The organism is Enterobacter asburiae (assembly GCF_001521715.1).
Taxonomy (GTDB): Bacteria; Pseudomonadota; Gammaproteobacteria; order Enterobacterales; family Enterobacteriaceae; genus Enterobacter; species Enterobacter asburiae.
In genome coordinates, this window is the sequence record NZ_CP011863.1 from 3,185,522 (window position 1) to 3,211,566 (window position 26,045).

Here is a 26,045-nt window from a genome sequence, read left to right on the forward strand (position 1 = left end):
ACAGGGAGACATACTGAAAGGGTATGAATTGTGTTGCGTTGGTTTATGGGATTTTTTAACGCGGCGTATGAGTATCATTTGCGCGACCTGTTGCGCAAGCCTTAAAGAACGACGCGTTTCACTCACAAAAGCGACGATGACGGGAGTTTGTTCTAATTCTGATAAATAACCTTTTGTTATAAAAACGCTTTTTTAAACATAAATGTGAATAATCGTCAGCATCAATTATTTTCCTTCAAAGTTTCATTCGCTCAATTTTCATACTCTTCAAACAATGCGTGATCTGTAGCCCAAATAATAAACAAAGCTTGTAAAGCCCCTACAATTAACGTTTTTGCGACATATTATTAACATCTTACAAGGAGAAAAAAAGCCATGAGCCAAATACATAAACACGACATTCCCGCAAATATTGCGGACCGTTGCCTGATCACCCCGGAGCAGTACCACGAGAAATATCAGCAATCTATCACCGCCCCGGACACCTTCTGGGGTGAGCAGGGCCATATCCTTGACTGGATCAAACCTTATCAGAAGGTGAAGAACACCTCCTTTGCGCCCGGCAATGTCTCCATTAAATGGTATGAAGATGGCACCCTGAACCTGGCGGCGAACTGCCTCGATCGTCACCTTGCCGAGCGCGGGAACGAGACGGCCATCATCTGGGAAGGCGATGATGCCTCGCAAAGCAAACACATTACCTACAAAGAGCTGCACCGCGACGTGTGCCGCTTCGCCAACGTCCTGCTGGAAAAGGACATTAAAAAAGGCGATGTGGTCGCTATCTATATGCCGATGGTGCCGGAAGCGGCGGTGGCCATGCTGGCCTGCGCGCGTATCGGCGCGATCCACTCGGTGATTTTCGGCGGGTTCTCGCCAGAGGCGGTAGCGGGCCGCATTGTCGATTCCAGTTCAAAACTGGTGATCACCGCCGATGAAGGCGTGCGCGCCGGGCGCGGTATCCCACTGAAGAAAAACGTCGACGAAGCGCTGAAAAACCCGAACGTCAAAACGGTCAGTAACGTTATCGTCCTTAAGCGTACCGGCGGCAAAATCGACTGGAACGAGGGGCGCGACCTGTGGTGGAGCGACCTGATCGAGAAAGCGAGCGACCAGCATCAGCCGGAAGAGATGAACGCAGAAGATCCGCTGTTCATTCTTTATACTTCCGGCTCCACCGGTAAGCCGAAAGGCGTGCTTCACACCACCGGCGGCTATCTGGTCTATGCGGCCACCACCTTTAAATACGTCTTCGACTACCATCCGGGCGACATCTACTGGTGTACCGCCGACGTGGGCTGGGTTACCGGACACAGCTATCTGCTGTACGGCCCGCTGGCCTGTGGCGCAACAACGCTGATGTTTGAGGGCGTACCAAACTGGCCGACCCCGGCGCGTATGTGTCAGGTGGTCGACAAACACCAGGTCAACATTCTCTACACCGCGCCAACGGCGATCCGCGCATTAATGGCGGAAGGCGATAAAGCCATCGAAGGCACTGACCGCTCTTCATTGCGCATCCTCGGTTCCGTGGGTGAGCCAATCAACCCGGAAGCCTGGGAGTGGTACTGGAAGAAAATCGGTAACGAGAAATGCCCGGTGATGGACACCTGGTGGCAGACCGAAACCGGCGGCTTCATGATCACCCCGATGCCGGGTGCCACGCAGCTGAAGGCCGGTTCCGCAACCCGTCCGTTCTTCGGCGTGCAGCCTGCGCTGGTGGATAACGAAGGCAACCCGCTGGAAGGCGCCACCGAAGGCAATCTGGTGATCACAGACTCCTGGCCGGGTCAGGCGCGTACCCTGTTCGGCGATCACGATCGCTTCGAGCAGACCTACTTCTCGACCTTTAAAAACATGTACTTCAGCGGCGACGGCGCGCGTCGTGACGAAGACGGCTATTACTGGATAACCGGGCGCGTGGACGACGTGCTGAACGTCTCCGGCCACCGTCTGGGCACCGCTGAGATTGAATCGGCGCTGGTGTCGCATCCGAAGATTGCCGAAGCCGCCGTGGTCGGTATTCCGCACAACATCAAAGGCCAGGCGATTTACGCCTATGTCACCCTGAACCACGGCGAAGAGCCGTCGCCTGAGCTCTACGCTGAGGTGCGCAACTGGGTGCGTAAAGAGATTGGCCCGCTGGCGACGCCGGACGTGCTGCACTGGACCGACTCGCTGCCGAAAACCCGTTCCGGCAAAATTATGCGTCGTATCTTGCGCAAAATCGCGGCTGGAGACACCAGCAACCTCGGTGATACCTCAACGCTCGCGGATCCTGGCGTGGTGGAAAAACTGCTCGAAGAGAAGCAGGCCATCGCAATGCCATCGTAACCCCTCACCCTAGCCCTCTCCCCATAGGGGAGAGGGAATTAAAACAACCCTCCCCAAAGGATTTCGCGTTGCAGGAAGGCGGCAAGCGAGAACATCCCCAAGAGCATAGTTCACTATGTGTCTGGGGTGGTCGAGTGCGGCCAACGCACCTGCAGCGTGAAAGACGAAGGGGAACCTCTGGAGACTCTGTGATGAATGACCATATTTGTCAGCAGATAGAGAATAGTGCGCACTACAGGGAGCTCGTCGATAAGCGGCAACGGTTTGCCTTCATCCTTTCCATCATCATGCTGGTTATCTACGTCGGCTTTATTCTGCTGATCGCCTTTGCTCCGCACTGGCTGGGCACTCCGCTGCACGAGGGGACCAGCGTGACGCGCGGTATTCCGATTGGCATTGGCGTGATTGTGATTTCATTCTTGCTGACCGGCGTCTACGTCTGGCGCGCGAACGGTGAATTCGATCGACTTAATAAAGCGGTACTGCAAGAGGTAAAAGCATCATGAAGAGAGTTCTGACGGCGCTCGCCGCCACGCTTCCCTTTGCCGCCCACGCGGCGGATGCCATTACCGGCGAGGTCCAGCGCCAGCCAACCAACTGGCAGGCCATTGTGATGTTCCTGATTTTCGTCCTGCTGACGCTGTACATCACCTACTGGGCGTCGAAACGCGTGCGCTCCCGTAACGATTACTACACCGCTGGCGGCAACATTACCGGCTTCCAGAACGGGCTGGCGATTGCGGGTGACTTTATGTCCGCCGCCTCTTTCCTCGGGATCTCCGCGCTGGTGTACACCTCCGGCTATGACGGCCTGATTTACTCCCTCGGCTTCCTCGTCGGCTGGCCGATCATCCTGTTCCTGATTGCCGAGCGCCTGCGTAACCTGGGCCGCTATACCTTCGCTGACGTGGCATCCTATCGCCTGAAGCAGGGGCCGATTCGCACCCTCTCTGCCTGCGGCTCGCTGGTGGTGGTGGCGCTGTACCTGATTGCGCAGATGGTCGGCGCGGGTAAATTGATCCAACTGCTGTTCGGCCTGAACTACCACATCGCGGTGGTGCTGGTTGGCGTGCTGATGGTGATGTACGTCCTGTTCGGCGGCATGCTGGCAACCACCTGGGTGCAGATCATCAAAGCGGTATTGCTGCTGTTCGGCGCCAGCTTTATGGCCTTTATGGTCATGAAACACGTCGGGTTCAGCTTCAATAACCTGTTTACTGAAGCGATGGCGGTCCACCCGAAAGGGGAAGCGATCATGAGCCCGGGCGGGCTGGTGAAAGACCCGATATCCGCGCTCTCGCTGGGTCTCGGCCTGATGTTCGGCACCGCTGGCCTGCCGCATATCCTGATGCGCTTCTTTACCGTGAGCGATGCGCGTGAAGCGCGCAAGAGCGTCTTCTACGCCACCGGTTTCATGGGTTACTTCTATATCCTCACCTTTATCATCGGCTTTGGCGCGATCATGCTGGTGGGGGCGAACCCGGCGTTTAAAGACGCGGCGGGCGCGCTGATTGGCGGTAACAACATGGCGGCGGTGCACCTGGCTGACGCGGTGGGCGGTAACCTGTTCCTCGGCTTTATCTCCGCCGTGGCCTTCGCCACCATACTTGCGGTGGTTGCAGGGCTGACGCTGGCCGGCGCGTCTGCGGTGTCGCATGACCTCTACGCTAACGTGATTCGTAAAGGCGCGAGCGAGCGCGACGAGCTGAAGGTCTCTAAAATCACCGTGCTGGTGCTGGGCGTGGTGGCGATACTGTTAGGCATTCTGTTCGAGAAGCAGAACATCGCCTTTATGGTGGGGCTGGCCTTCTCGATTGCGGCAAGCTGTAACTTCCCGATCATCCTGCTCTCCATGTACTGGTCGAAACTGACCACGCGCGGCGCGATGATTGGCGGCTGGCTGGGGCTGCTGACGGCGGTGATCCTGATGATTCTGGGCCCAACCATCTGGGTGCAGATCCTCGGTCACGCAAGCGCTATCTTCCCGTATGAATACCCGGCGCTGTTCTCTATCGCCGTGGCGTTTATCGGCATCTGGTTCTTCTCGGCCACCGACAATTCGCCGGAGGGTAACCTGGAGCGTGAGAAATTCCGCGCCCAGTTTATCCGTTCTCAAACCGGCCTGGGCGTCGAGCAGGGCCGCGCGCACTAAGCCTTTCTCCCCGGTCATTCTGGCCGGGGAGCTTAAAACATCACCCACGCCACCAGCGGCGCAATCAGCACCATTACCACGCCCGAAAGCATCATCACCAGGCTTGCGACAACGCCCTCCTGCTGGCCCAGCTCATACGAACGTGCCGTGCCCGCCCCGTGCGATGCCGCGCCAAACCCCGCGCCTTTCGCCATCCCTTCACGGATCGACAAGCGCAGGAACAACATATCGCCGACCGCCATACCGAACACACCCGTCACGACAACAAACAGCGCCACCAGATCCGGCTGCCCGCCGAGCGGTTTAGCCGCCGCCAGCGCAAACGGCGTGGTCACCGAACGCACGGCCAGGCTGCGCTGAATTTCATCGGGCAGCGTAAACAGCCGCGCCAGCCAGACGGAGCTGCACACCGCCACCACCGTGGCGGTGATCACGCCTGCGCTGAGCGACATCCAGTGGCGTTTGATAATGGCGAGGTTGTCGTAAACGGGGACGGCAAAAGCGATGGTCGCCGGGCCGAGCAGCCACAGCAGCCAGTGGGATTCGCCAATGTAGTTTTGCCAGGAGATATGGCCGAAGACCAGCATCAGCACCAGCAGGATCGGCGTGAAGACCAGCGGCATCAGCGGTAGCGCGTGAAAGCGGCGATAGAGCCGCTTGTTGGCAAAGTAGATAATTAGCGTCGCAATCAGGCACAAGACGCTGATCTGAAAATTAGTCATGTTTATGCCTGCTGATTTCAAAGCGATACACTTTATCCACCACCCAGGCGGTCGCCCCCAGCACCATCAGCGTACTCAGCGCGATAACCGCAAAGATTCGCCAGCCGTCCACCATCAGCAGCTGGGCGTAGTTCACCACCGCCACCACGGCAGGAACAAAGAACAGCAGCATCTCCGCCAGCAGCCAGCGCGCCCCGGCGCGCACCCAGTTAAGGGGGATCACGCGGCACAGAATAAGCGTGAGCATCAGCAGCATCCCGACAAGATTGGCAGGCAGCGGCAGATGCAGCCAGCCGACAAGATATTCCGCGAAAACAAACAGTCCCGCGTAGAGCAGTACCTGCACCGGGACCTGGAGTCGTTGCACAACGGCAGGCGTAACACGGCTTAACGCCACGGCCATGGGGGTTTTCCTCAAAAATGAGACGAGGCGCCAGTATAGAGAGCGCACGGTATGGACTGAAATGAATTAAAATCATCAAAGGTATAGTTTCGAGGAATAATCATGGACATAAGAACGCTGCGCTATTTTGTCGAAGTGGTTCGTCAGCAAAGTTTTACCCGCGCAGCGGAGAAGTTGTTTGTTACCCAGCCCACCATCAGCAAGATGCTGAAAAACCTCGAAGATGAACTGAACTGTACCCTGCTGATCCGCGACGGGCGCAAGCTGTTGCTGACCGACACCGGACGCGTGGTGTTCGAACGCGGGCTGGCGATTCTGGCGGAGTTTCGCCAGCTGGAAGCAGAGCTGGGCGATATCAATCATCTGAAGAAAGGTGTGCTTCGCCTCGGCATTCCGCCAATGGTGGGGATGATGATGGCCGGACCGATCGGCCTGTTTCGCCAGCGTTATCCCGGCGTTGAGCTGAAGATTTCGGAGTTTGGTGGGTTAACCGTCCAGCAGGCCGTCACCAACGGCGAGCTCGACGTGGCAATGACCGCCCTTCCCGTTGAGGAAGAGAGCGGTCTGGCGACGCTTCCGCTCTTTAGCCACCCGCTGTGCGTGCTGGTTCCCCGCTCCGGCGACTGGCTGAAGTTAGACTCGGTGAGACCTGAACTGCTCGGCGAGCACCCTCTGCTGATCTACAACGAAGACTTCGCTCTCAGCCGCCAGCTGATGACGCTGTTTAACCAGCATAACGTCAAGCCGCGCATAGCGGTGCGCAGCGGACAGTGGGATTTCCTGGCGGCGATGGTGCAGGCCGGCGTGGGGATTGCCATTCTGCCGCAGCCTATCTGCGAGCGTCTGGATAAAAACACGCTGCGCTGGATCCCGCTGGAGAGCGACCTGCACTGGCAGCTGGGGATGATCTGGCGTGAAGGGGTGTATTTATCGCAGAGCGCGCAGGCGTGGCTGCAGTGTTGTGAGGGGTTTTGGGTGCCCTCACCCTAACCCTCTCCCACAGGGAGAGGGAACCGATCGAGCACGTAGGCCGGGTAAGGCGAAGCCGCCACCCGGCAAAACAGCGCTATTGATTCTCTATCAACAGCGCTTCCAGCAGGTCCAGATCGTGCAGCAGCTTTTGCAGCGTTTCGTTGCTGATCTGTCGCGTGGCGCGCAGATGGTACAGCTCGGCACGCTCGGAGCGCAGCGCCGCCAGGCGGAACCGGCGCTCCAGGTTCTCCTCCTGCAGCGAGCTTTCCACGTCGTTGCGCCCGTCCGCGCGGCGGCGCAGGTTACCAATCACGCGGGAACTGACTTCCGTCAGCAGCTGATTGTCGATGTTCTCTTCCGCATCCGCGGCCAGACGCTCTTCCATTTTCTGAATCGCGACAATTGCCACTTCGGCAGTCGCCGCCCGGGCAATACGTTCTTCTTTATGCTGCTGGGTCGAATCACCGGCATCAATATGCTGGAGTAAAATCGGCAGCATAATCACGCCGACAAACAGTGAGAACAGAATCACGCCCGCCGCCAGGAAGACCAGCTCGTAGCGCGCCGGGAAGACGTCGCCCGTAGGCAGCAGCAGCGGAATGGAGAGCACACCAGCCAAAGTGATCGCCCCGCGTACGCCCGCAAAAGAGGCGATCAGCAGCTCACGCGTTGTCCACGAGCCGAACTCCATCGGCTTTTTCTTCAGGAAGCGCACGCTGAATCTCTTCATCGTCCACAGCCAGCCGAAACGCACCAGCATCAGCGCCAGGTAGATCAGCACGATGTCGGTAAACAGCATCCAGACCTCAACGTTCGGGTCGGCTTCGGCCGCCACCAGCGAGGATTCCATAATGCCCGGCAGCTGCAGGCCCAACAGCAGGAACACCATGCCGTTAAAGACAAATTCCAGCATGGCCCAGGTGCTGTTAGCACGCAGGCGCATGGCCAGCGGCGCGCGGCGCATTACGCCGGAGCGGGTGATGGTCATCCCTGCCGCCACCGCTGCCAGAATGCCCGACACGCCGATATGTTCGGCAATCAGATAAGAGGCAAACGGCAGCAGGAACAGCAGTACGATCTGCGTAGCGGGCTCATCGCCGCCCCAGCGGCTGAGGAAGCGCAATGAGCGGCCGTAAAGCCAGCTCACCACGAAACCTGCGAGAATACCGCCAATCGCTACCTTGAAGAATTCCAGGGTTGCGCCGCCGACGGTAAAGACCATCGTGCCCATCGCAACGGCCACGGCAAACTTCAGGGCAACCAGGCCGGAAGCGTCGTTCATTAGCGCCTCACCTTGTAAAATCCCCATGATTTTCTTCGGAATACGGCCTTCACCCACAATGCCGGACAGCGCCACGGCATCGGTTGGCGACAGCACGGCGGCCAGCGCAAAAGCCGGTATTAATGGAATACCCGGAACCGCCCAGTAGATCAGAAAACCAATCCCGACGACGGTGACCACCACCAGCGCCAGCGCCAGGCCGAAGATCTCGCGCCCGTGCTCAAGGAATTCGCGCGTGGGTGTTTTCCAGCCATCGGCAAACAGCAGCGGCGGGATAAACAGCACGAGGAACAGTTCGGGGTCAAATTCCACGTGCAGGCCAAACGTCGGCCACGCCAGCAGCGCGCCGATGGCAATTTGCATTAATGGCAGGGGGACCTGAAAGGGCAGTACGCGTGTAACCACCCCGGATAGCGAGACCACAAGGGTCATGATGAGTATTGTGAAGAAGATTTCCATGCGTTCCCTGTTTGCTGTGTTGCTTATGTACTCCGGAAGGCGTCGTGCCTTTTATTCTATCTTCCCCAGAGTAACGCAAAAGGCAACAGGATGAGTCCTGAAAATAAAAACGGGCGGCCTGAGCCACCCGTTTTCGCATCAAAGGACAACTTAGATTGCCCAGCCGCCCGCGTAGAATGCCACCAGCGCAACGGCGATAATCACGGTGCCAACGTTCAGCTTGCGCCATTCACCGGAAACCAGACGACCAATCACCAGCGACGCGAAGCCGATCATAATGCCGGTCACAATGTTACAGGTCAGCACGATGAAGACCGCGGTAATCAGGCCAGACATCGCGTCAACGAAATCCGCAAAGTCGATTTTCGCGACGTTGCTCAGCATCAGCAGGCCAACGTACATCAGCGCTGGCGCGGTCGCATACGCCGGAACCAGATAGGAGAGCGGAGAGAGGAACAGGATCAGCATGAACAGCACGCCGACGGTGATCGCCGTCAGGCCGGTTTTACCGCCTGCCGCCGTACCCGCTGCGGATTCGATGTACACCGCCGCAGGCGCCGCGCCCACCAGGCCAGAGAAGACGCTGCTCAGGGAGTCAGTGGTCAGCGCTTTGCCGCCATCAATAATCTGACCGTCTTTATCCAGCAGGTTCGCCTGACCGGCCACCGCACGAATGGTACCTGTCGCGTCAAACACGGCGGTCATCACCAGCGCCAGCACGCTTGGCAGGATCACCGGGTTCAGCGCGCCAACGATATCCAGGCTGCCAATCAGGGAGTTGCCTTTGTCATCGCTCAGCGACGGCATGGCGAAGATACCGGAGAAGTGCACGGTTGGATCGAAAATCAGGCCGACAACGGAAACACCGATAATGGTCAGCAGAATACCGCCCGGGACCTTCAGTTTTTCCAGACCGATAATCACCGCCAGACCGATCAGCGACATAATCACCGGGAAGCTGGCGAAGTGGCCCAGCGCTACCGGCAGACCGTCCAGCGGGTTCTTGATGACCAGACCAACGCCGTTGGCGGCGATCAGCAGCAGGAACAGGCCGATGCCGATACCGGTACCGTGCGCCACGCCCTGCGGCAGGTTGCGCAAGATCCAGCTACGGATGCCGGTCGCCGAAATCACGGTAAACAGCACACCCATCAGGAACACGGCACCCAGCGCAACCGGTACGCTGATGTGCTGACCCAGCACCAGGCTGAACGCGGTAAACGCGGTCAGAGAGATGGCGCAACCAATTGCCAGCGGCAGGTTCGCCCACAGGCCCATCACGATGGAGCCCACGCCGGCCACGAGGCAGGTCGCCACAAAGACGGCCGCTGGCGGGAAGCCTGCTTTGCCCAGCATGCCCGGCACAACGATGACGGAATAAACCATCGCCAGAAACGTTGTCAAACCGGCAACAATCTCCTGGCGCACGGTGCTGCCGCGAGCCGAAATTTTAAACATGGCGTCAAGTGAACCGCCAGTACGCGCAGATGGCGTAGACATAGAAAACATCCCCTGAGAGTTTTTTAGGAAGTCCGTAAGCGAGGTGGAGACGCCACTGCCAGCTGAACGTCAAATCCTTGTGTTGCGTTTGTGACGAAAGGGCGTCACAAAAAAAGCAAACGTTTAGCTCCGCGCTTACAAACGGGTGGTCAAATTAAGGCAAACGATTATCTAGCGTAATCCCCGCCCTTTTCAACTGAACTTTCTCGTTTTTCGCTAAAATTCACTTATGACGCTGAAGAAATAAACAGAGGATGCGCAAACGTTATCGTCTATGCGCAATTTGTTTACATTTCAGTCCTCACCGGGAATAGATAACGGTCCCCCTTGTTCCAGGGTTCTTTGCCAGCCAGGGCTGTTCTCAACTTTTGTCTTCCATGCCTGAATATGCGGCAGATTAGCGATACCGCCGCGCGCCAGCAGCGCAAAGATCGGGAAGCTCATCTGGATATCGGCCATGCTGAGCGAATCCCCGGCAAACCAGCTATTTTCGGCAAGATGTGACTCAATAAAGCGCGCATGGGTCTCCAGCTGACGGTTGAGATACGCTTTCTGCACCCCCTGCCCCAGCGCTTTGCCCAGGGTTCTGATACCAAACGGCACCGGCGGCTTGCCGAGGCTGTTGAAGACCAGCTTCATTAACAGCAGCGGCATCAGGGAGCCTTCGGCGTAATGCAGCCAGAAGCGGTATTGCACCTTATGCGCAGGATCCAAAGGCTTAAGCCGCGACTCGGCATCGTACGTTTCCTGCAGGTACTCCAGGATGGCGCCAGACTCCGCAAGAATCAGCCCGTTATCTTCGATGACCGGCGATTTGCCCAACGGATGCACCTTTTTGAGAGCCTCCGGTGCCAGCATGTTCTTTTCGCGCTGGTAGTGAACGATCTCATAAGGCAGGCCGAGTTCTTCCAGCGCCCAGATCGCGCGGTGCGAGCGCGACTGGTTAAGGTGGTGTACCGTGAGCATGGTTTTCTCCTGTTATTCATACTTTTTAACTATAGAAAATTGAACAACACCGCGAAAAAAATTCGTCGAAAAAACGGTCGATGAGGCTGGCGAAAAAACGGGTCTTGCATAGAATTAAAGTGTCAGCACAATCCGGAACCTCCCCAACCAGCTCGACACTGAGGGGTGCTGACGTCGGGGGAAACCCTCCCGTGAACCAGCGGGATAGAGTGAAAGACAAAGACCGGGAAAAACTAAAGCGCCCTTATGTGGCGCTTTAGTTCTTTATAATGCTTTTACCGGCCGCACAAACTCAATCCTCTTCCAGCAGCCGCGCCCCCGTCCCCTGCTCGCCCAGCCTGTCGCCAGGGTTACGCAATGGACAATCGCTACGCGACAGGCAGCCGCAGCCGATACAACCGTCCAGCTCATCACGCAGGACGACCAGCGTATGAATACGCCGGTCCAGCTCTTCACGCCACTGGGACGACAGCTCTTTCCACTCTTTCGGGCTCAGCGTATGCCCTTCCGGCAGCACGCCAAACGCCTCGCCGATCGTGGCCAGGGGAATTCCGATTCGTTGCGCAATTTTGATAATCGCCACGTAGCGGAGCACGTCTCGGGTATAGCGGCGCTGGTTGCCGCCGTTGCGGATGCTTTTAATTAACCCTTTGCTTTCATAGAAGTGGAGCGCCGATACCGCAACGCCGCTTCGCTTCGCCACTTCACCGGGAGTTAAAAGCGCTTTAATTCGCGGCAATCTCTTTTCCATAAAACCTCTTTACCTCAAGTTAACTTGAGGAATTATACTCGCCCGCAGAGAAAACGACTAATTAACCGAGATAGTTGTATCTACAGAGGGGCAACCTTATGTCGCATCAGCAGATTATTCAGACGCTTATTGAATGGATTGATGAACATATCGACCAACCGTTGAACATTGATGTGGTCGCTAAAAAGTCGGGCTATTCGAAATGGTATTTACAGAGAATGTTCCGCACGGTCATGCATCAAACGCTGGGCGAGTACATTCGCCAGCGCAGGCTGCTGCTGGCGGCGCAGGCGCTACGCTCAACGCAGCGGCCCATTTTTGATATCGCGATGGACCTTGGCTATGTGTCGCAACAAACCTTTTCCCGCGTGTTTCGCCGCGAGTTTGACCGCACGCCGAGCGACTATCGCCACCAGTTGAATTAATCACCCTCAGTGCAAAGGCTGCTGCTGCCAGGTCATAAATTCCTGGGGCGGCATCGCTTTCGCGAAGTGCCATCCCTGACAAAACTGGACGCCGCGCTTCAACAGCCAGCTTACCTGCTCTGCCGTCTCTACCCCTTCCGCAATGGTTTTCAGCCGCAGGCTTTGCGCCATCTCGATAATATGCTCGGCGATCAGGTGGCTGGTACTGTTGGTCGTTAAGGTATCGATAAACGATTTATCGATTTTCAGAATATCCACGTTCAGCGAGTAGAGGTTGTGCAGGTTCGAGTAGCCGGTACCGAAATCATCGATCGCGACTTCATAACCCGCCTGACGGAAAGCCTGAATCACCGGGGTGGTTTTTGGCACATCGATAAAACCGCGTTCCGTCACTTCTATTTTGATTTGCTGGGCACGGACGGCGTAGTGGCGGGCCTTGTCGGAAATCATGGCGATCAGCCGCGAGGAGTGGAAATCCGTGGCCGACAGGTTAATCGAAATATAGAGATGCGGATGCTCGGCCAGGAAATGACCCAGATCGTTGAACACCTCCTCAACGACATAGTCCGTAATCCGCTCGCTCATCCCCTCATTTTCCGCCAGCGGAATAAACTCTGCCGGGCTCATCACCTGGCCGTTAAAGCCAGGCCAGCGTAACAGCGCCTCCGCGCCCACACACTGGTTATTCTTAATATCAATAATCGGCTGATAGTGAACGCAAAGCTGTCGTTTGTTCAGCGCCCGGTGCAATAAGCGCCCCGGTGAATTGAGCTCACGATGGGTACGCGACCATACCAGCAAAATAATAATGCTGCAGATCATGCCCAGCGGTAGCGTCAACGTCGCCTGGTGATAAAGCGTTTCATAAAAGCGTTTATTTGATGTCGAGACAATGGCCGCAATCGGTCTTTTGGGAGATGTTACGATCGTATAAAAGCGGTTATCTTTTTGAAATACCGATTCCTTATCCCGAATCATCGAATTTAATAAAGAAACATTGGCTTTCTGGCTGACGGAAAAGAAAGCATTGGTTACCGTGTCGTACACACCCCAGGAGAGAGAATGATCCGCGGACATGACTTCGCTGTATGAAAGCGGATTGACGACCACCACATAATTTCCGCGCTGCATATATGTCATTTTATAGCCAGTATAAAATGGGGTATCGCGATAATAATAGATAGCGACGTCAGGTTTACGCGTGTAATTAGCGACAGGAATGGCGTAGGGGTGATCCGGTGTAAAAACGGTCGAACAAAGAAAATTCTGACCTTCAGCGTAAATTAAATCGGCGACAAACAGGCGGCCACGAACAACGTTCAGCATATATTGACGGTGTCCCGGCGTGCAAAGCTCACCCTGATATTTTACAGCCTCGTCCCTGGCCAGCTCAACCTGTTGAATAACCAGCTCTGTTTTGTCTAAAGCCAGTTCAGCAAATGTGCGTAGCTGGGCGCTTGTTTCAGAAACGGCTCGTAGCTGGGCAAACCATAGCGCAAGCATCACCGGCAGCATAACTACCATGATGATCCCTACCACCCTGAGCATTTTGCGCCGCGCGCTACGATTCATTTCCCGCCCTATATCCCTGCATGTTGTACGCCTGTAGTAATGAAGGCCGGATGCTTTGTTAAACAGGTGATTACGTTGCATGAATCATGCGAAGTTAGCAACTGACTTTTAGTATTAAAAATCTTAAAATTCGTTATGCCGATAATATTTTCCCGTAAGTTAAACTGTAAGTATTCGTTCCGTTTCAATTAAGGAAAATAATTATCCAGCCCGTTTGGGCTGACGGGAAGATAACACAACAGACGATCGTTGATTAAGCCAAACGTCTGACAGCATGAAAAAAGTACAACTTCATCAGGACGTTTTATGCTATTTGCTCGGAGGCATTGTGTCCGTTGATTTATAAATAGTCAGCCTTCACCACAATATTTTCAGGATTGGGTGAGAATAACGTCCCTCTTATAAAAACCGAATTTGCGGCTTCTCCACCTGCCCGATGGGCGTTTCCGGCGCGCTGTGTGCCCACCTCCTCATGCACTGAAGGCCGAACCAACCCGCACAATCGCCTTTTCTGAGGAATAAAATCCTCTTTTTTGATCGCTCAGATACTGGCGAATAAATCAACAAATGTGATATAGTTCACACATATTTTGTAACGAGAAACACCGTTTCATTCAGTTCGTCTGTTTTGTAGAGGATGGGTTTTATGGCAACCATTACTACCAGCATGGTTCTCCTGCGCTGGCCTTTGTTGAGTGCGGTACTGATGTTTTTAGCCAGCACGCTGAATATTCAGTTTCGTAAATCTGACTATGCGGGTCTTGCTGTCATCAGCACCCTCCTGGGGCTGGGTGCGGCCTGCTGGTTTGCAACGGGTCTGCTTGGCATCACCCTGCTGGATATCGCCGCCGTCTGGGAAAATATTAAAGTGGTGATGGTTGAGGCGATGAGCCACACGCCGCCAGACTGGCCGATGGTGATTACCTGATCCCTGACGGAATAAAAAAACCCAGACGATAGTCTGGGTTTTTGTTTTCAGCTCGCGGAAATCAAAATGGTTCTAATTACCTGATAGTGGAAAATAAAACAAAAAATATAATAATTTCATATTGTTATATAATAAGTTATTAACTATGTGAAGTTTTTAGTAAAAAATAGCCTTTATTACGACTAAAAACTTTACTTTCCTCTCTTGGCTGTTGCTCACCGCAATCATTCCAATTTTCTGGAATTAGTCTAAAAGAGAATCAGAGCAACTCTTTGCCTATTAGCAGCCTGAAGTCAACTCTGTTGTGAAGATTAACCTCATAAATTCCCTCAATAAGATTTTCAAGGGAATATTTAACCAGTTCCGCTGGGCCAATAATGATACAGCCATTTTTGACTTCAATATCAATAGCATCGCCGATACTGAAGCCAGCTTTTTCCATAATTGCTTCTGGTATTTTGAATACCGGGCTATCTCCGCATTTCTCAATAATTGTCTGGATCATTAGAGCTCCCCCGCTAGTACCATCACACATCATTTCTATAACTATACTTATATATCAACAACTTATATCACATGATTTCAAACCATTTAGTACGCATCATTCCACTAATCAGTATTAGTAAAAATAATTCAACTATCTTTTATTAATAGATAATTGATACATCCCGCTACAGCACATCGTCCGAACCAAATAGTATCTAATTGATTAGAAATGATTTTAAGTTAAAACAGATGAAAAAAGTCAGATGTGCTGTAGTGGGAAAATGATTTTTAATGGAGTGGCTTGCGGTGCCGAAACCTCCTGATCGATCACCATTTAACAAATGAACATCTACACAAACTTACAGACAGGCTCAAAAATTTGTATACATAGCGCAGTTGAGGTTAGGATAATCAAAGCTTCCCGCCTCCGGGTTGCTACTTACCAAAAATACCAAAGCGGGGTGCTACCCCCGCTTTTTTTGTATCTGGTACTTATTCAGTAACCGTGACTTTCGGCCCAGTGACGCGCAGGATGCTGAGTTAGCAATAGAGCTTATGCTATCCAAAAAAACCATAAAACCCGACAATACTGATAAGGATTGAGCCCCCCTGAAAACAGGGCCAGGGTCAACTTCTATTTCATCGTGCTCACGGTTTGCCATGTGCAGAGGGAACATCAGAGTCTGTCAAAGATTGATCCTTTGCGCGGAACAAAGATTTTCTCATACAGCCGAGTCGCGTACTCGTCCGTCATACCTGAAACATAGTCGCTGATGACCCGCATTTTTTTATCGTCAGCTTTTTCAGCTTCTCTATACTTCTTGCACGTCTCAGCCGGGAGAAAACGTGTGGGGTCGCTTGCCAGCACATTGAACAGTTCTACAATCAGCTTCTGACCTTTGAACTCCAGTAGCTGAACGTTTTCGTGCCGGATCACCTTGTCCTCAACCAGACTGAAAATGGCCTCACGTAGGGCTTCGACTTCGGCAGGTAGTGCCACTTTATAGCGAAGCATTCCGCACTTGAAATCAGGATGCTGCACCTGAAGCGTGACGCTTGTGATCATCAGGTGGACCAGCGTTCCGATGCATTCCTTGCGAAGGTAGCTTCTGCCGAACAGCTTATCGGCTACGTCTTCAGCGGTCAGGTCAAACGAGCTGCGTTGGCATGCTTCAAACAGGTGTGACTTGTCACTGAAGTAGTCCATCCACATGCTTTTGTCGATCATTCTCAGCGAAATCGCGTCCTCAAGATCATGGAGTGAATAGGAAATCTCATCAGCTAAGTCCATAATCGTTGTGTCCAGCGCTTTATATTTCGTTTTTCTGTGCTCAACCGGCTTGGTGGTCTTTCTTCCGGATCTGAATAACAGCGCATCATCATCATCAAAAGGTCGGAGTGCAAAGCTGACAGTATCCGCTTCGGAGTCCAGATAGCATTTCGGGGGCTTAAAGCCGGAGGATTTAAACAGCCATTCACGGCTTCCTGCCTGTGGCTGGCCGTAAGCGCTCTCGTTGACTACCTCAGAGTAGCTTGCCGGGTATTTCAGCACGCCTAGAATAAGCCTGCGCGTGGGATCCAGCCCGTTGGACTCGGTGTACTTATCCAGTTGGGTGAGTATACGCAGCGTCTGTCCGTTACCCTCAAAGCCTCCATAGGCTCTCATGCAGTAGTTAAGCGCAACTTCACCGCCATGACCGAAGGGGGGATGGCCGATATCGTGGGCAAGACAGATAGCCTGCATAAGGCTTGGGTGAGGCAGGAATTCCGCCTCAGTCGCTATCCCAACGGGATAGCGTATATTCAGCTGCGACAGGATGCCGCTGCCAATCTGCGCTACCTCCATAGAGTGAGTCAGCCGTGTGCGGTAGAAGTCGCTCTCGCCCAGACCCAGCACCTGCGTCTTCGACTGTAATCGCCTGAACGCGGAAGAGTGGATTAGTCGGGAAAGATCGCGTTCGTATTCCGACCTTATTTCATCTGGCCTACGGGTATTGCTCCCTTGGCGTTCAGACCAGATCTGTTCTTTGCTGTGTGTCATACAGGCTCCTGTGGGCAGGATATAGCAATCAGCCTGCTTAAGTGCAGACGTGAGAAATGTAAACCCGGGGCTGAGTTTCGTCCCTGTTATTCGGAATGAATCCTCTGTGCCAGCAAACTACCCAGGTTTTATCATCGTTAAAGAGTTCCGGGCGAGCGATCGTCCGTGCTGCACTCTGGAAGTGAAAATGCATCCGTCGCATACATCATTGAGCAGAATAAATTATCTATCACATCTATTCCTGTAACGAGAAAAGTTATTTTTTAAAATCATCACGTTGCTATGCGTTAGTGTGAACAGCTCTGCAATAGAGTTTATAAAAAACGAACTATCAGGTTATTGATTATGTACTTTGTAGTAAAGGAGCGCGAACACCAATATCGATTGAAATTGACATCATCGTCAGAAATGACGATGATTAGTGCATGAGATATCCCGGTGGTAAAGGCAAGTGCTATCAGAGACTCATCAACCTGATGCCAGTGCATGAGACATATATTGAAACCCACCTTGGTGGAGGAGCTGTGATGCGCAACAAACGGCCCGCAGCCCGTAATATTGGAATCGATATTGATCAACAGGTTATTGATGTATGGCGCGGCGGGGATATTCCCTGCGAACTCATTCAGGATGACGCTATAGCGTATCTCAGTACGTTTCCGTATCAGGGTAGTGAGCTAGTTTACGCCGACCCACCCTATGTTCATAGCACGCGTAAACGTAGCAAAATCTATCGTCATGAATATTCAGATGACGATCATCGCCGGCTGCTGCAAGTGCTTGCCAAGTTGCCCTGCATGGTCATGATATCCGGTTACGGAAATACTATCTATGACGAAATGCTCAGCGGATGGCGCTGCGAGCGATTTAACGCCAAGACTCATACGAACGTGCGTGAAGAATGCGTATGGATGAACTTTGATGTTCCTGACAGGTTGCATGACGCGCGATACATGGGCAGCAGTTATCGGGAAAGACAGACTCTGGCCCGCAGACGCACTCGGCTTTATGACCGCATAGAACGAATGGAACCCGCAGAGCGCAACGAACTGATCAACTGGCTGAACGCAACTTATGGTCTGGAGGCTGTATGACACAGCGCGGAGCGGTCTTCATTGGACCGACAATTATCAATCTTGACTTTCCGGCTCCGGAACAGGATATCCTCCCGGGTGTTCAGTGGGGAAGAATTGAGGCGTTCCCATCGCCAGCGTACTGGGCCTATCAAATACTCGCCCGTCGTCTGGAAGTCAACGCCGTCAATTACAAGCTTGGGCGAACGCTCAAAGAGGAAGTGGGTGCCTGCCTGCTGGGTGGACACGGCATACCAGCTGCGATAGGCCTTGCCGCATTCAATAAGCTGAAGGATTGCGGTGCGTTTGATGCTCAGCCACCATCTGAAGCCACTCTTTACGAATGGCTATCAGAGCCCATTAAAACTGGTAAAAAATCAGTACGTTACCGCTTCGCTCGGCAAAAATCGCGCTATCTCTCGGTTGCGCTAAACAGGCTGGATGTAGAGATGCCGCCGACGGATTCGGGCCGTGCTCTCAGAGACTGGCTGACCTCCATTCCCGGTATTGGTCATAAAACGGCATCATGGATAGCACGTAACTGGCTCTGTGCGGATGATGTCGCTATTCTGGACATTCACATCCTGAGGGCGGGACTACTTGCAGGTTTTTTCCCGGGAGACCTTACTGTTGAACGTGACTACCTGAAGCTGGAACAAATCTTTCTGAAGTTCAGTGAAGCTATGGGCGTAAAAGCATCTGAGCTGGATGCGCTTATCTGGTATGAAATGCAGGCCTCTTCCAGTACAGTGTTCAGTCTTATCGAAAACATGCGCGGCCAGCCTCTTGCGAAATTGCGCCCCCGTTCATCGCGAGCCAAAAACCGCCAGTCCGGTACCAGCCAGACGACCTTCCAGTTTTAATCCGGAGCACCAGTCATGGCCTGTAATGCCCAGCGGGCAAAAATTGCATTCCAGCGCTTCGGCAACAAGCGCCATCTGCCCTACAAGAACACCGGAATCGCGCCAAACAAGGCTATCAGCATCTGAATATTTTGCTGACGTTTTTCCTGGCTCAGCGATAAGTCTGACAATAATTCCGCTCTGGATATCAATTACCGGCAAAAGCTCATCGCGTATTTCGAATCGGGTCTGCTCAGGGATCCGAAGCGGTGCCAGCGCATGCATGTCAGGCAGATACAGCTGCCACCCATCCCGTTCAGGGAGGGAAAGAACAATGTGAATAGGATGTATGGCCCCGGCGGAGGGCACGGGGCGTTGAGTTAGTGGAAAGCCATAGCCTGAATGTCCCACAGCCATCACTCTGCCGGTTAGCCATAGCCAGTGAGATAGCTGGACCTGACTGACGTGGCTGAAGTTTCGCTGTGTTCTACGGGTTTCGATCACGTCATTCAATCCGGGAAGCACTGCATTCTCCGAAGGAGGCGGCAGAAAAAACGGATCTCCGGCGGGCCAGTTAACGGGTTGATAGCTGAGTGGCTGTTCACGGGGAACAGGACTAGCGGGAACGGTCCAAGTCATATCCGACATCATCCAGAACCTGAAAATACTTATTGCACCCCCGGCAGTTGCCGCATGGGATGTTTGCCTTATGGCAGCTATGGGCCCAAGCGAGGCCACCTGGCGTAACATCTGAAATTCTGATCAGCTCAGAGGTTGATAACGTAATTGCCGGAGCTTCGACAACCATGCCTCCTTCCTGAAACGACATAAGCTCACTGATTCTGCTGATGAAGCCTATAGTACCATCTAGATGCGTTTCATCTGACTTCACTGTGCCGATCCACAGGTGCGTGACGCCAAGCGTTATTGCCTTCATGGCCGCCAGAGAGATGAGCATCTGGTTACGATACGGCCACCAATCGCTCGATGGTGCATTCGGATCCGTAGCGGTACCAGCCATATCTCCTGATCCCAGCGAACGGCAGTCAATGCGTATAATGTGATGCTCAATTCCAAGGGTCTCACAGGTGGCAGTGGCAGCTTTAATTTCGGCATTGGCGGCTTGCTGACCGTAGTCGAGTGTCAGTGCTATATCCGGGCGTTTCCACCAGGCAATAGCAATGGAGTCCATTCCGCCAGAAAGTAAGAGTGCGGTTTTCATTTTTGAGCGGCCACCCAGAGCGTTTTATAAATTGCTGTGACGTAATCTTTGCTCAAGATACATCCTGATCCTTCCATCATTTTCTGATCCTCTTCCGATTCGTTCTCGGCATAGAACACCACCGGAGTGCCTAGCGCCCGCGCGTAACCGACTTCATAGATGGTGCCGGAGTCGAGCGCATCGCCTATTGCAAAAACGATGTCGGCCTGCCGTATCGCATCAAGATCCTTTTCGACTACTTCTTCTGCGGGTCCGTGTCCAACCATGTGATAGGGGGAAAAAACGTCCAGCCCAAGATCGCTCAGGTTCCGTCGCGCTTGCTCAACAAGCCAGAGCTGTGCCAAGGTAAAGAAGGGGCCAGCCAGATAGACTTTTCTGTTGCCACCCTCAATAAACGCCTGAGAAAGCTTGATGGGGCTGGGACTGAAAGCAGCCAGCCCTTCTGCTGAAGGAAAAAGCCCACTTTCGCAGTAACATGCGGTAGCAAGTGAGGCGTAATTCGCAGCATCGTGGGCTGTTTTTTTGTTCAGCATCCACTCACGGGAAAAATAGGCTACGAATGCGTCACCAGAGCCAATTTTGTTGACCCGACTTGTCTCATAGGCAGGGATATAGGATATGTTACCTTTATCGCAGATGAGTGCACCAGCTGGGCCCTGCTTGATAATGATGACTTCGGCATGACCGCTTTCGTAAAGAAACTCTGCATGCTCTCTGTCGGATAATTCGCGCTGGCCACTGAGGGACTTCGCCTCATAGCGGTTAAGGATCAAAGCGAGGTGCTTTGCTCTGGATCCGTTTGCTGTGAATGGCTCCGGGTTGGTCACATTCTGGGGGTCATATACTGCGTATTCCGCGTCTATTACAGCGGATCCCTCCAGCATTCCATAGCGTAGAACACAGGGCGCTTTCACTGTAATGACCGGGTAAGGGGTGTCCGGGTAATTGAAAATTCGAGGTTCCGCCAGCCCATGCTCATAATGGAATATGACGGATTCACGTACTTCATTCGTATGAAGCGTGAAGTTTTCAAAACAGGCGCGTTCTCGAAGAACCGAATTGACTATTTCATCAGCGTAGGTGTACAAATCAACGTTTACACCGAGCGTTGCCAGTGCTGATGCCGCCCTTCCCGCTGAACCGTAAACCTGGTGATTTCCTGGATGAAGGCTAATTTCATGATATGTACCGCCTGCAATAGTGATGATCTCCGTACTGAACGTTTTGCTGTTGCTCATATCGCGTACACACTGACCCTGACCTGACCACCATTAATAGCGGTTACTTTGGCAACGTAGGTTGTACCATTACTCATACAGTCACGGAGGCGCTGGATGTAGGGAGAAGCGATACCCCCAGCCTGCAAACCGTTGTGCATAGCAACCGTTAGCAGAGTTCCGTTTGAATTGATTTGCATAATCCCCATAATCACGCCGACTGACAGCTGCGCTACGACCTGCGGATCGGGCGAACTTAGCTGAGTATCAATCGTAAGTTTTTCACAGGTCACTTCAAAATCATCCTGACCGAACTGGCCGCCAAAGCTACCCCCACCAGAGCCTGACATAGACACCTCGCGTTACAATTATTAATATATTTGATATTTGTATATCAATAAAATTTGTCGGTGTATAGAAAAATTGTTTGCTTTATGTGCAGGTATCAGGTGTTATTTTTTAACTAACATTAATCATGATTTGTCTTGATAGTCATCTCGGTAGTGTCAGCCTAAGGCCCTTCGAGCAGACCTCGTCGTGAGGACAGAAAGTGCCTATAATTACAGCACCGCCTCAATTAATTTATTGAATAAATTGCCTTTTACAGATAAAGCAATCGTTCTTCGGGATAAAACTTCCGTTGCCCTAATTAAACATGTATTCTACCCGGCTGGGCTTTTTCCAGCGAAAAAACGCGGAGTTAGCACACATGAAGCGGAAAAACAGAGTATTCACCTCCCTTTCGCGCCGTAAACGCCGCGCTAAAACCCGAGAAATCAAAAACCTTATCCACCGTGAACGGCATCGCTGTGGTGGTATATTCTATGACGAGTGCGATATAGATGAGGCATTTGCATGCGGAAACTGGAAGTGGAGCGACATACTTTTCTTGGGAAGAGACTCTGCGGTTTTCTGGAATGCGGAGATAATTACGGCCAGTGTAGAATTTAGTGATAGAGTCGAATCAATCGCATTCAATGAAGCATGGTCGATGCTGGATGATGGCGAACGGTTCTGTGATTTGTGCAATAAACCAGCACTCTCCGAATTCGCAGGGCTGACATGGATGGAATATATTGAGAAGCGAGAACAGGAAATAGCCCGAGAAAACCCACCAGTAGTTCACAGTGGTTATCGTATCCTACCCGGCTATGCAAATGGTATTGGTTTGCAGATTATCGTTGATGTTGATGTTTTGAGCCGTGACGTCATTGAATCCGCTATCGCAGATTTCATTACGCGAGGTGAGCGAGAATGGGTCTCGAATGAACCAGCGTACACCAAGGTATTTCAAGAAACTTCCGCTGTAGATTAGAAGGAAAATATCGAGTCTTGAGAGAAAAATACCATTACAGATAAAGTAGTTAATTAAATTATAAGCATCCCGGTAAGCCAACACATAATATGTATATTGAGAGCTTTAACGAAGATTTCGCTACGAATATCTGAATGAACGCGGTTCAATGTTATTGTACATAAAATGATTAATGCATGATGACAATCACCGACAACACTCAGCGCTGGATTCTCTGCCCCTCCTTCTAAATTTTCAGCAGGTTGGAAGAACATAAAAACCTTTCGGAACAGCGTGAAAAAAAATCAGAGCTGCTCTTTACCTGTTGGTAAACCGAAGCCAATTTTTGGGTGAAGATTAACTGCGGAAATTCCTTCCAAGAGAGTATCCAAGGAATACATTTTCAGTTCCGTATGGCCAATGATGATGCAACCATATTGGTCTTTAATATCAATAACATCATTTGCACCTAAGCCAAATTTTTTCATACCAAACTCCGGGACTCTAACCATCGGGCTGCTCCTCCATTTTTCAATAATAAGAACCATTATAGCCCCCTCATGGGTATCCGCATACAGAGTTTCGATAATCCTGCAAGTGTAGCAGTGAGCTGAATCACTGGACTAAAAGTCATATAGGATCCCTCTTGAGCACATCCGTACAATAATGCTCACATATCATTGATTAAAATATATTTTTAACTAAAACTGAATACCAGACGTTGATGTGCTGTAGCGGGGTACTTACAGTCTGATTGATGTCAGCTTTGTATAAAATAAGCGTCAAAGATGGTTGCCAGAACAGCCAAGGTTACTGATGATTACGGGTGTAAGAACCATCGAATTACGTGCTGCATTATGGTCGGAATTTGATCTAGGTAACGCTTCCTGCTGAAAGGATAAAAATGCGCAGGCTACACCTTGTGCCTTTATCGACTCAAGCGTTAGATTTACTCAATGAACTCAAAATGATGGCAGGGAACTATCGTTATGTTTTTCCGAGGCGGAATGATCCGAACAAATCGATGAGTGAAGCGAGCATTAATCAACTAATCAAGCGAATAGGTTATGGTGGACGACCTACCGGCCATGGGTTTCGACATACTTTTTCAACAGTATTGCATGAAGCAGGGTTCAACCGTATTTGGATAGAGTTACAGTTTGCTCATGTTGATAGAAATAGTATCCGCAGAATATATAACCATGCTAATTATATCGAAAGCCGAATAGATATAATGCAATGGCATTCGAATAAAATTAACCAGAAGAATTAATAAATGTATATTAAAAACTTATCAATACGTAATTTTAGAAATTTTCAAAGTACGAAGTTGAACTTTAAGAAGGAATGTGTGAATACGATAGTTGGAGAGAACTCATCAGGTAAAACAAATGTTTTTGAGGCTATGAGATTAATACTAGATGATTCTCTCCCATATTATAAAAGATTCCTTACTGAAAGAGATTTTCACAGAGGATGTTTGCCGGTTTTTGGTCAATGGATATTAATCAGTTTGGAGTTAGGTGACATTTCTGGAGATGAGGAGTCTGAAATTTTATGTCAATTAAATACGACAGTTGATGCGGGTGGTACAGGTCGAGTAACATACATATATCGACCTCAATTCCATATTAGAGAGAAACTTTTTAATTTATCATCTATTGCAGACTTGCAAAAAAGGAGAGAGGCATATGATAAGTTGCTAAAGGAATATATTATTGATAAAACGACCTACGAGGCCTGGACTGTTTATCAAGGAACCTGTGATTTCTCCGATGAAAATGAATATGTCAGGATTGCTGGTGATTTTTCAAACTTCATTTTCCCAAATCCTTCTGTAGAATATATAGATTTATTAGGAAATAGGCAGCGTGGATATAATTTACTAGACCATATTAGTTGCACATACGCAAGGGCGCTGAGGGATGTTGTTAGTGAGTTAAAAAATAATAGATTCAATCCATTCCAAAAACTATTGGATTTCATCTCTAAAGATATTTCAAATGATGAAGAGCTCACAAGTAATATTATAGACGTAAATAATAAGATATCAACAATATCAGAGGTTAGAAAGCTTTCTACAGGTATTCTAACATCCATTACTAATGCTGTCGGCTCTACTTATTCCCCCTTAGTAAATATTTCATCAGAACTTCCTAGTGACGTCAAAGATCTTGTGAAGGTTTTACAGCTCAAAGCAGGAGATTCGTTGAGTGATGGGTACACGGCTGATTTATCCGAAATGAGCTTGGGTGGAGCTAATTTAATATATCTTGCTCTTAAATTGTATGAGTATGAAGAAGGGGTGAGTAAGAATCTATTGTCAAACTTCCTGATCATAGAAGAACCTGAATCGCATATTCATACTCATATTCAAAAAACACTTTTCAGTAATTTAAAAAACAAAAAAACTCAAGTTTTTATTTCCACGCATTCAACACACATCTCATCAGTCTCTAATATATCATCAACTAATGTTTTGGTGAAAAAACTTGGATACACTCAAGCTTGTTCTCCTTCCTCAGGCCTCGATGAACCAACGATCAATAAGATAGAGCGTTTTCTTGATGCGATACGTACAGATATTTTATTTGCTAAAAATGTGATATTAATTGAGGGGGATGCAGAGGAAATTCTAATACCTCATTTAGTAAAAAACTCTTTCGGTGTAACACTGGATGAGTTAGGAGTATCTCTTATTTCTGTGAGAGGAACCGGGTTTGAATTACTCTCATCGCTTTTTCATCCATCGAGAATAACTAAAAAATGCGCAATACTCACGGATGATGATATTAATATCTATAACGAAGATAAACCGGAGTACATCACTCAGGTAATGTATGATGATGCCATTTCCTCAGAAAAATCAGGGAAAGAGAGAGTTGAGGCGTTAAAGTTATTAACTGCAAATAATAATCTTCTCAAAGCATATTTTACAAAACATACCTTTGAAATTGATTTAGCTCTAAGCGGTTCAAAAAAATATTTTGAGATAATAGCACGAGAATCGTTCGAAAAAGATTTTTATTTAACTCCTTACTTAGATGCTTTCCAATCTTCTGACGATACGAAAATTGGTTCCTTTGCTTTAAAATTGGCAAATAAACATAAGAAAGGTTGGTTTGCAATGAAAGTTGTTGAGAAACTTGACCACAATTTCCCTATCCCTATGGCTTTGTGTAAAGCACTTGGATTTACCAGCGATTTTAATAAGTTAACTCTCGCAAGAGTGATTAAATATAGGTGTGATTATTACACTAAAACTTTAGGTGATAATATAATCGAAGTGGCTTTCTCAGATGATAGCCTTGAATATATTGTTGACAATATAGAACCAGTTTTGGATATTTTCAAAGGACACTATAGCAATGATCCTTTAGTGCATCTTTTAATGGAGGCGTAAT

At 50.7% G+C, this 26,045-nt stretch carries 24 protein-coding genes and 1 pseudogene; 11 read left to right on the forward strand and 14 right to left on the reverse strand.

Translation table 11 applies throughout. From position 1 onward, the window contains the following. Positions 1–375: 375 nt before the first annotated feature. The 3 genes from acs (at position 376) to actP (ending at position 4,486) form a co-directional block, all read left to right on the forward strand. Entirely contained in the window at positions 376–2,334 is a 1,959-nt protein-coding gene (acs, locus tag ACJ69_RS15415) for an acetate--CoA ligase (RefSeq protein WP_059347287.1), read from the forward strand. 191 nt (positions 2,335–2,525) lie between these two features. Further along, positions 2,526–2,840, forward strand: coding sequence for a DUF485 domain-containing protein (locus ACJ69_RS15420; RefSeq protein ID WP_054829834.1), 315 nt, complete (start codon positions 2,526–2,528; stop codon positions 2,838–2,840). After that, on the forward strand, positions 2,837–4,486 hold the full coding sequence (actP, locus tag ACJ69_RS15425) for a cation/acetate symporter ActP (RefSeq protein WP_038417698.1): 1,650 nt from the start codon (positions 2,837–2,839) through the stop codon (positions 4,484–4,486). Before ACJ69_RS15420 ends, actP begins: the two co-directional genes overlap by 4 nt. Before the next feature lie 32 nt (positions 4,487–4,518). On the opposite strand, the gene ACJ69_RS15430 is transcribed toward actP, so the two are convergent. Continuing rightward, positions 4,519–5,208, reverse strand: a complete 690-nt coding sequence (locus tag ACJ69_RS15430) for an LrgB family protein (RefSeq protein WP_038417700.1) — start codon at positions 5,206–5,208, stop codon at positions 4,519–4,521. Continuing rightward, positions 5,201–5,611 (reverse strand): CidA/LrgA family protein, encoded by a 411-nt coding sequence (locus ACJ69_RS15435; RefSeq protein ID WP_021242769.1) that lies wholly within the window; start codon positions 5,609–5,611, stop codon positions 5,201–5,203. The genes ACJ69_RS15430 and ACJ69_RS15435 overlap by 8 nt, the downstream gene beginning before the upstream one ends. 102 nt (positions 5,612–5,713) lie before the next feature. Between ACJ69_RS15435 and ACJ69_RS15440 the strand changes: the two genes are divergently transcribed. Beyond that, on the forward strand, positions 5,714–6,601 hold the full coding sequence (locus tag ACJ69_RS15440) for a LysR family transcriptional regulator (RefSeq protein WP_038417702.1): 888 nt from the start codon (positions 5,714–5,716) through the stop codon (positions 6,599–6,601). A gap of 76 nt (positions 6,602–6,677) precedes the next feature. Here ACJ69_RS15440 and ACJ69_RS15445 read toward each other — a convergent pair whose 3' ends face one another. The 4 genes from ACJ69_RS15445 to soxR form a co-directional block, all read right to left on the reverse strand. Continuing rightward, positions 6,678–8,324 carry a Na+/H+ antiporter gene (locus ACJ69_RS15445; protein WP_029740207.1) on the reverse strand — a complete coding sequence of 549 codons (1,647 nt, stop codon included), beginning with the start codon at positions 8,322–8,324 and terminating at the stop codon, positions 6,678–6,680. Positions 8,325–8,474: 150 nt separating this feature from the next. After that, complete coding sequence (gene ghxP / locus ACJ69_RS15450; protein ID WP_047646881.1) at positions 8,475–9,824, reverse strand: guanine/hypoxanthine transporter GhxP; 1,350 nt, start codon at positions 9,822–9,824, stop codon at positions 8,475–8,477. A 294-nt stretch (positions 9,825–10,118) separates the two neighbouring features. After that, positions 10,119–10,790 (reverse strand): glutathione S-transferase family protein, encoded by a 672-nt coding sequence (locus tag ACJ69_RS15455; RefSeq protein WP_047646882.1) that lies wholly within the window; start codon positions 10,788–10,790, stop codon positions 10,119–10,121. Between the two features lie 292 nt (positions 10,791–11,082). Further along, on the reverse strand, positions 11,083–11,541 hold the full coding sequence (gene soxR / locus ACJ69_RS15460) for a redox-sensitive transcriptional activator SoxR (RefSeq protein WP_023310057.1): 459 nt from the start codon (positions 11,539–11,541) through the stop codon (positions 11,083–11,085). A gap of 98 nt (positions 11,542–11,639) precedes the next feature. Here soxR and soxS point away from each other — a divergent pair, with 98 nt between their 5' ends. Next, positions 11,640–11,966, forward strand: a complete 327-nt coding sequence (gene soxS / locus ACJ69_RS15465; protein ID WP_013095071.1) for a superoxide response transcriptional regulator SoxS — start codon at positions 11,640–11,642, stop codon at positions 11,964–11,966. A 6-nt stretch (positions 11,967–11,972) separates the two neighbouring features. On the opposite strand, the gene ACJ69_RS15470 is transcribed toward soxS, so the two are convergent. After that, positions 11,973–13,538, reverse strand: coding sequence for an EAL domain-containing protein (locus tag ACJ69_RS15470; protein ID WP_029740210.1), 1,566 nt, complete (start codon positions 13,536–13,538; stop codon positions 11,973–11,975). 646 nt (positions 13,539–14,184) lie between these two features. Here ACJ69_RS15470 and ACJ69_RS15475 point away from each other — a divergent pair. Further along, entirely contained in the window at positions 14,185–14,466 is a 282-nt protein-coding gene (locus ACJ69_RS15475) for a YjcB family protein (protein WP_008503385.1), read from the forward strand. A 259-nt stretch (positions 14,467–14,725) separates the two neighbouring features. Here ACJ69_RS15475 and ACJ69_RS15480 read toward each other — a convergent pair whose 3' ends face one another. Together ACJ69_RS15480 and ACJ69_RS15485 are read right to left on the reverse strand one after the other, a co-directional pair. Then, on the reverse strand, positions 14,726–14,971 hold the full coding sequence (locus ACJ69_RS15480) for an AbrB/MazE/SpoVT family DNA-binding domain-containing protein (protein WP_048216952.1): 246 nt from the start codon (positions 14,969–14,971) through the stop codon (positions 14,726–14,728). A 657-nt stretch (positions 14,972–15,628) separates the two neighbouring features. Beyond that, positions 15,629–16,993, reverse strand: a complete 1,365-nt coding sequence (locus tag ACJ69_RS15485; protein ID WP_059347288.1) for an anti-phage deoxyguanosine triphosphatase — start codon at positions 16,991–16,993, stop codon at positions 15,629–15,631. A gap of 527 nt (positions 16,994–17,520) precedes the next feature. Here ACJ69_RS15485 and ACJ69_RS15490 point away from each other — a divergent pair. After that, a complete protein-coding gene (locus ACJ69_RS15490; protein ID WP_081051437.1) occupies positions 17,521–18,087 on the forward strand; it encodes a DNA adenine methylase in 567 nt (188 codons plus the stop codon). Then, positions 18,084–18,929, forward strand: coding sequence for an 8-oxoguanine DNA glycosylase (locus ACJ69_RS15495; protein ID WP_048216955.1), 846 nt, complete (start codon positions 18,084–18,086; stop codon positions 18,927–18,929). Before ACJ69_RS15490 ends, ACJ69_RS15495 begins: the two co-directional genes overlap by 4 nt. Here the strand turns inward: ACJ69_RS15495 and ACJ69_RS24340 are convergent. The 4 genes from ACJ69_RS24340 to ACJ69_RS15510 are packed head-to-tail and all read right to left on the reverse strand — an operon-like array spanning position 18,873 to position 21,697. After that, complete coding sequence (locus ACJ69_RS24340; RefSeq protein ID WP_223862018.1) at positions 18,873–19,547, reverse strand: nitroreductase family protein; 675 nt, start codon at positions 19,545–19,547, stop codon at positions 18,873–18,875. The two genes, ACJ69_RS15495 and ACJ69_RS24340, sit on opposite strands and share 57 nt — an antisense overlap. Continuing rightward, complete coding sequence (locus tag ACJ69_RS15500; protein WP_048216956.1) at positions 19,525–20,130, reverse strand: 7-cyano-7-deazaguanine synthase; 606 nt, start codon at positions 20,128–20,130, stop codon at positions 19,525–19,527. Before ACJ69_RS15500 ends, ACJ69_RS24340 begins: the two co-directional genes overlap by 23 nt. Continuing rightward, positions 20,127–21,368: a PfkB family carbohydrate kinase gene (locus tag ACJ69_RS15505; protein WP_081051438.1), complete on the reverse strand. Its 1,242-nt coding sequence runs from the start codon at positions 21,366–21,368 to the stop codon at positions 20,127–20,129. The genes ACJ69_RS15500 and ACJ69_RS15505 overlap by 4 nt, the downstream gene beginning before the upstream one ends. After that, entirely contained in the window at positions 21,365–21,697 is a 333-nt protein-coding gene (locus ACJ69_RS15510) for a hypothetical protein (RefSeq protein WP_048216957.1), read from the reverse strand. The genes ACJ69_RS15505 and ACJ69_RS15510 overlap by 4 nt, the downstream gene beginning before the upstream one ends. Before the next feature lie 359 nt (positions 21,698–22,056). Between ACJ69_RS15510 and ACJ69_RS15515 the strand changes: the two genes are divergently transcribed. Further along, on the forward strand, positions 22,057–22,662 hold the full coding sequence (locus ACJ69_RS15515; RefSeq protein ID WP_048216958.1) for a hypothetical protein: 606 nt from the start codon (positions 22,057–22,059) through the stop codon (positions 22,660–22,662). A gap of 284 nt (positions 22,663–22,946) precedes the next feature. Here the strand turns inward: ACJ69_RS15515 and ACJ69_RS15520 are convergent, their stop codons facing one another. Further along, complete coding sequence (locus tag ACJ69_RS15520; RefSeq protein ID WP_048216959.1) at positions 22,947–23,189, reverse strand: AbrB/MazE/SpoVT family DNA-binding domain-containing protein; 243 nt, start codon at positions 23,187–23,189, stop codon at positions 22,947–22,949. A 259-nt stretch (positions 23,190–23,448) separates the two neighbouring features. Between ACJ69_RS15520 and ACJ69_RS24345 the strand changes: the two are divergent. Together ACJ69_RS24345 and ACJ69_RS15525 are read left to right on the forward strand one after the other, a co-directional pair. Further along, positions 23,449–23,914: pseudogene (locus tag ACJ69_RS24345) on the forward strand (tyrosine-type recombinase/integrase); the annotation flags it as partial. Between the two features lie 3 nt (positions 23,915–23,917). Continuing rightward, positions 23,918–26,044 carry an ATP-dependent nuclease gene (locus ACJ69_RS15525; protein WP_059347289.1) on the forward strand — a complete coding sequence of 709 codons (2,127 nt, stop codon included), beginning with the start codon at positions 23,918–23,920 and terminating at the stop codon, positions 26,042–26,044. Position 26,045: the final 1 nt, after the last annotated feature.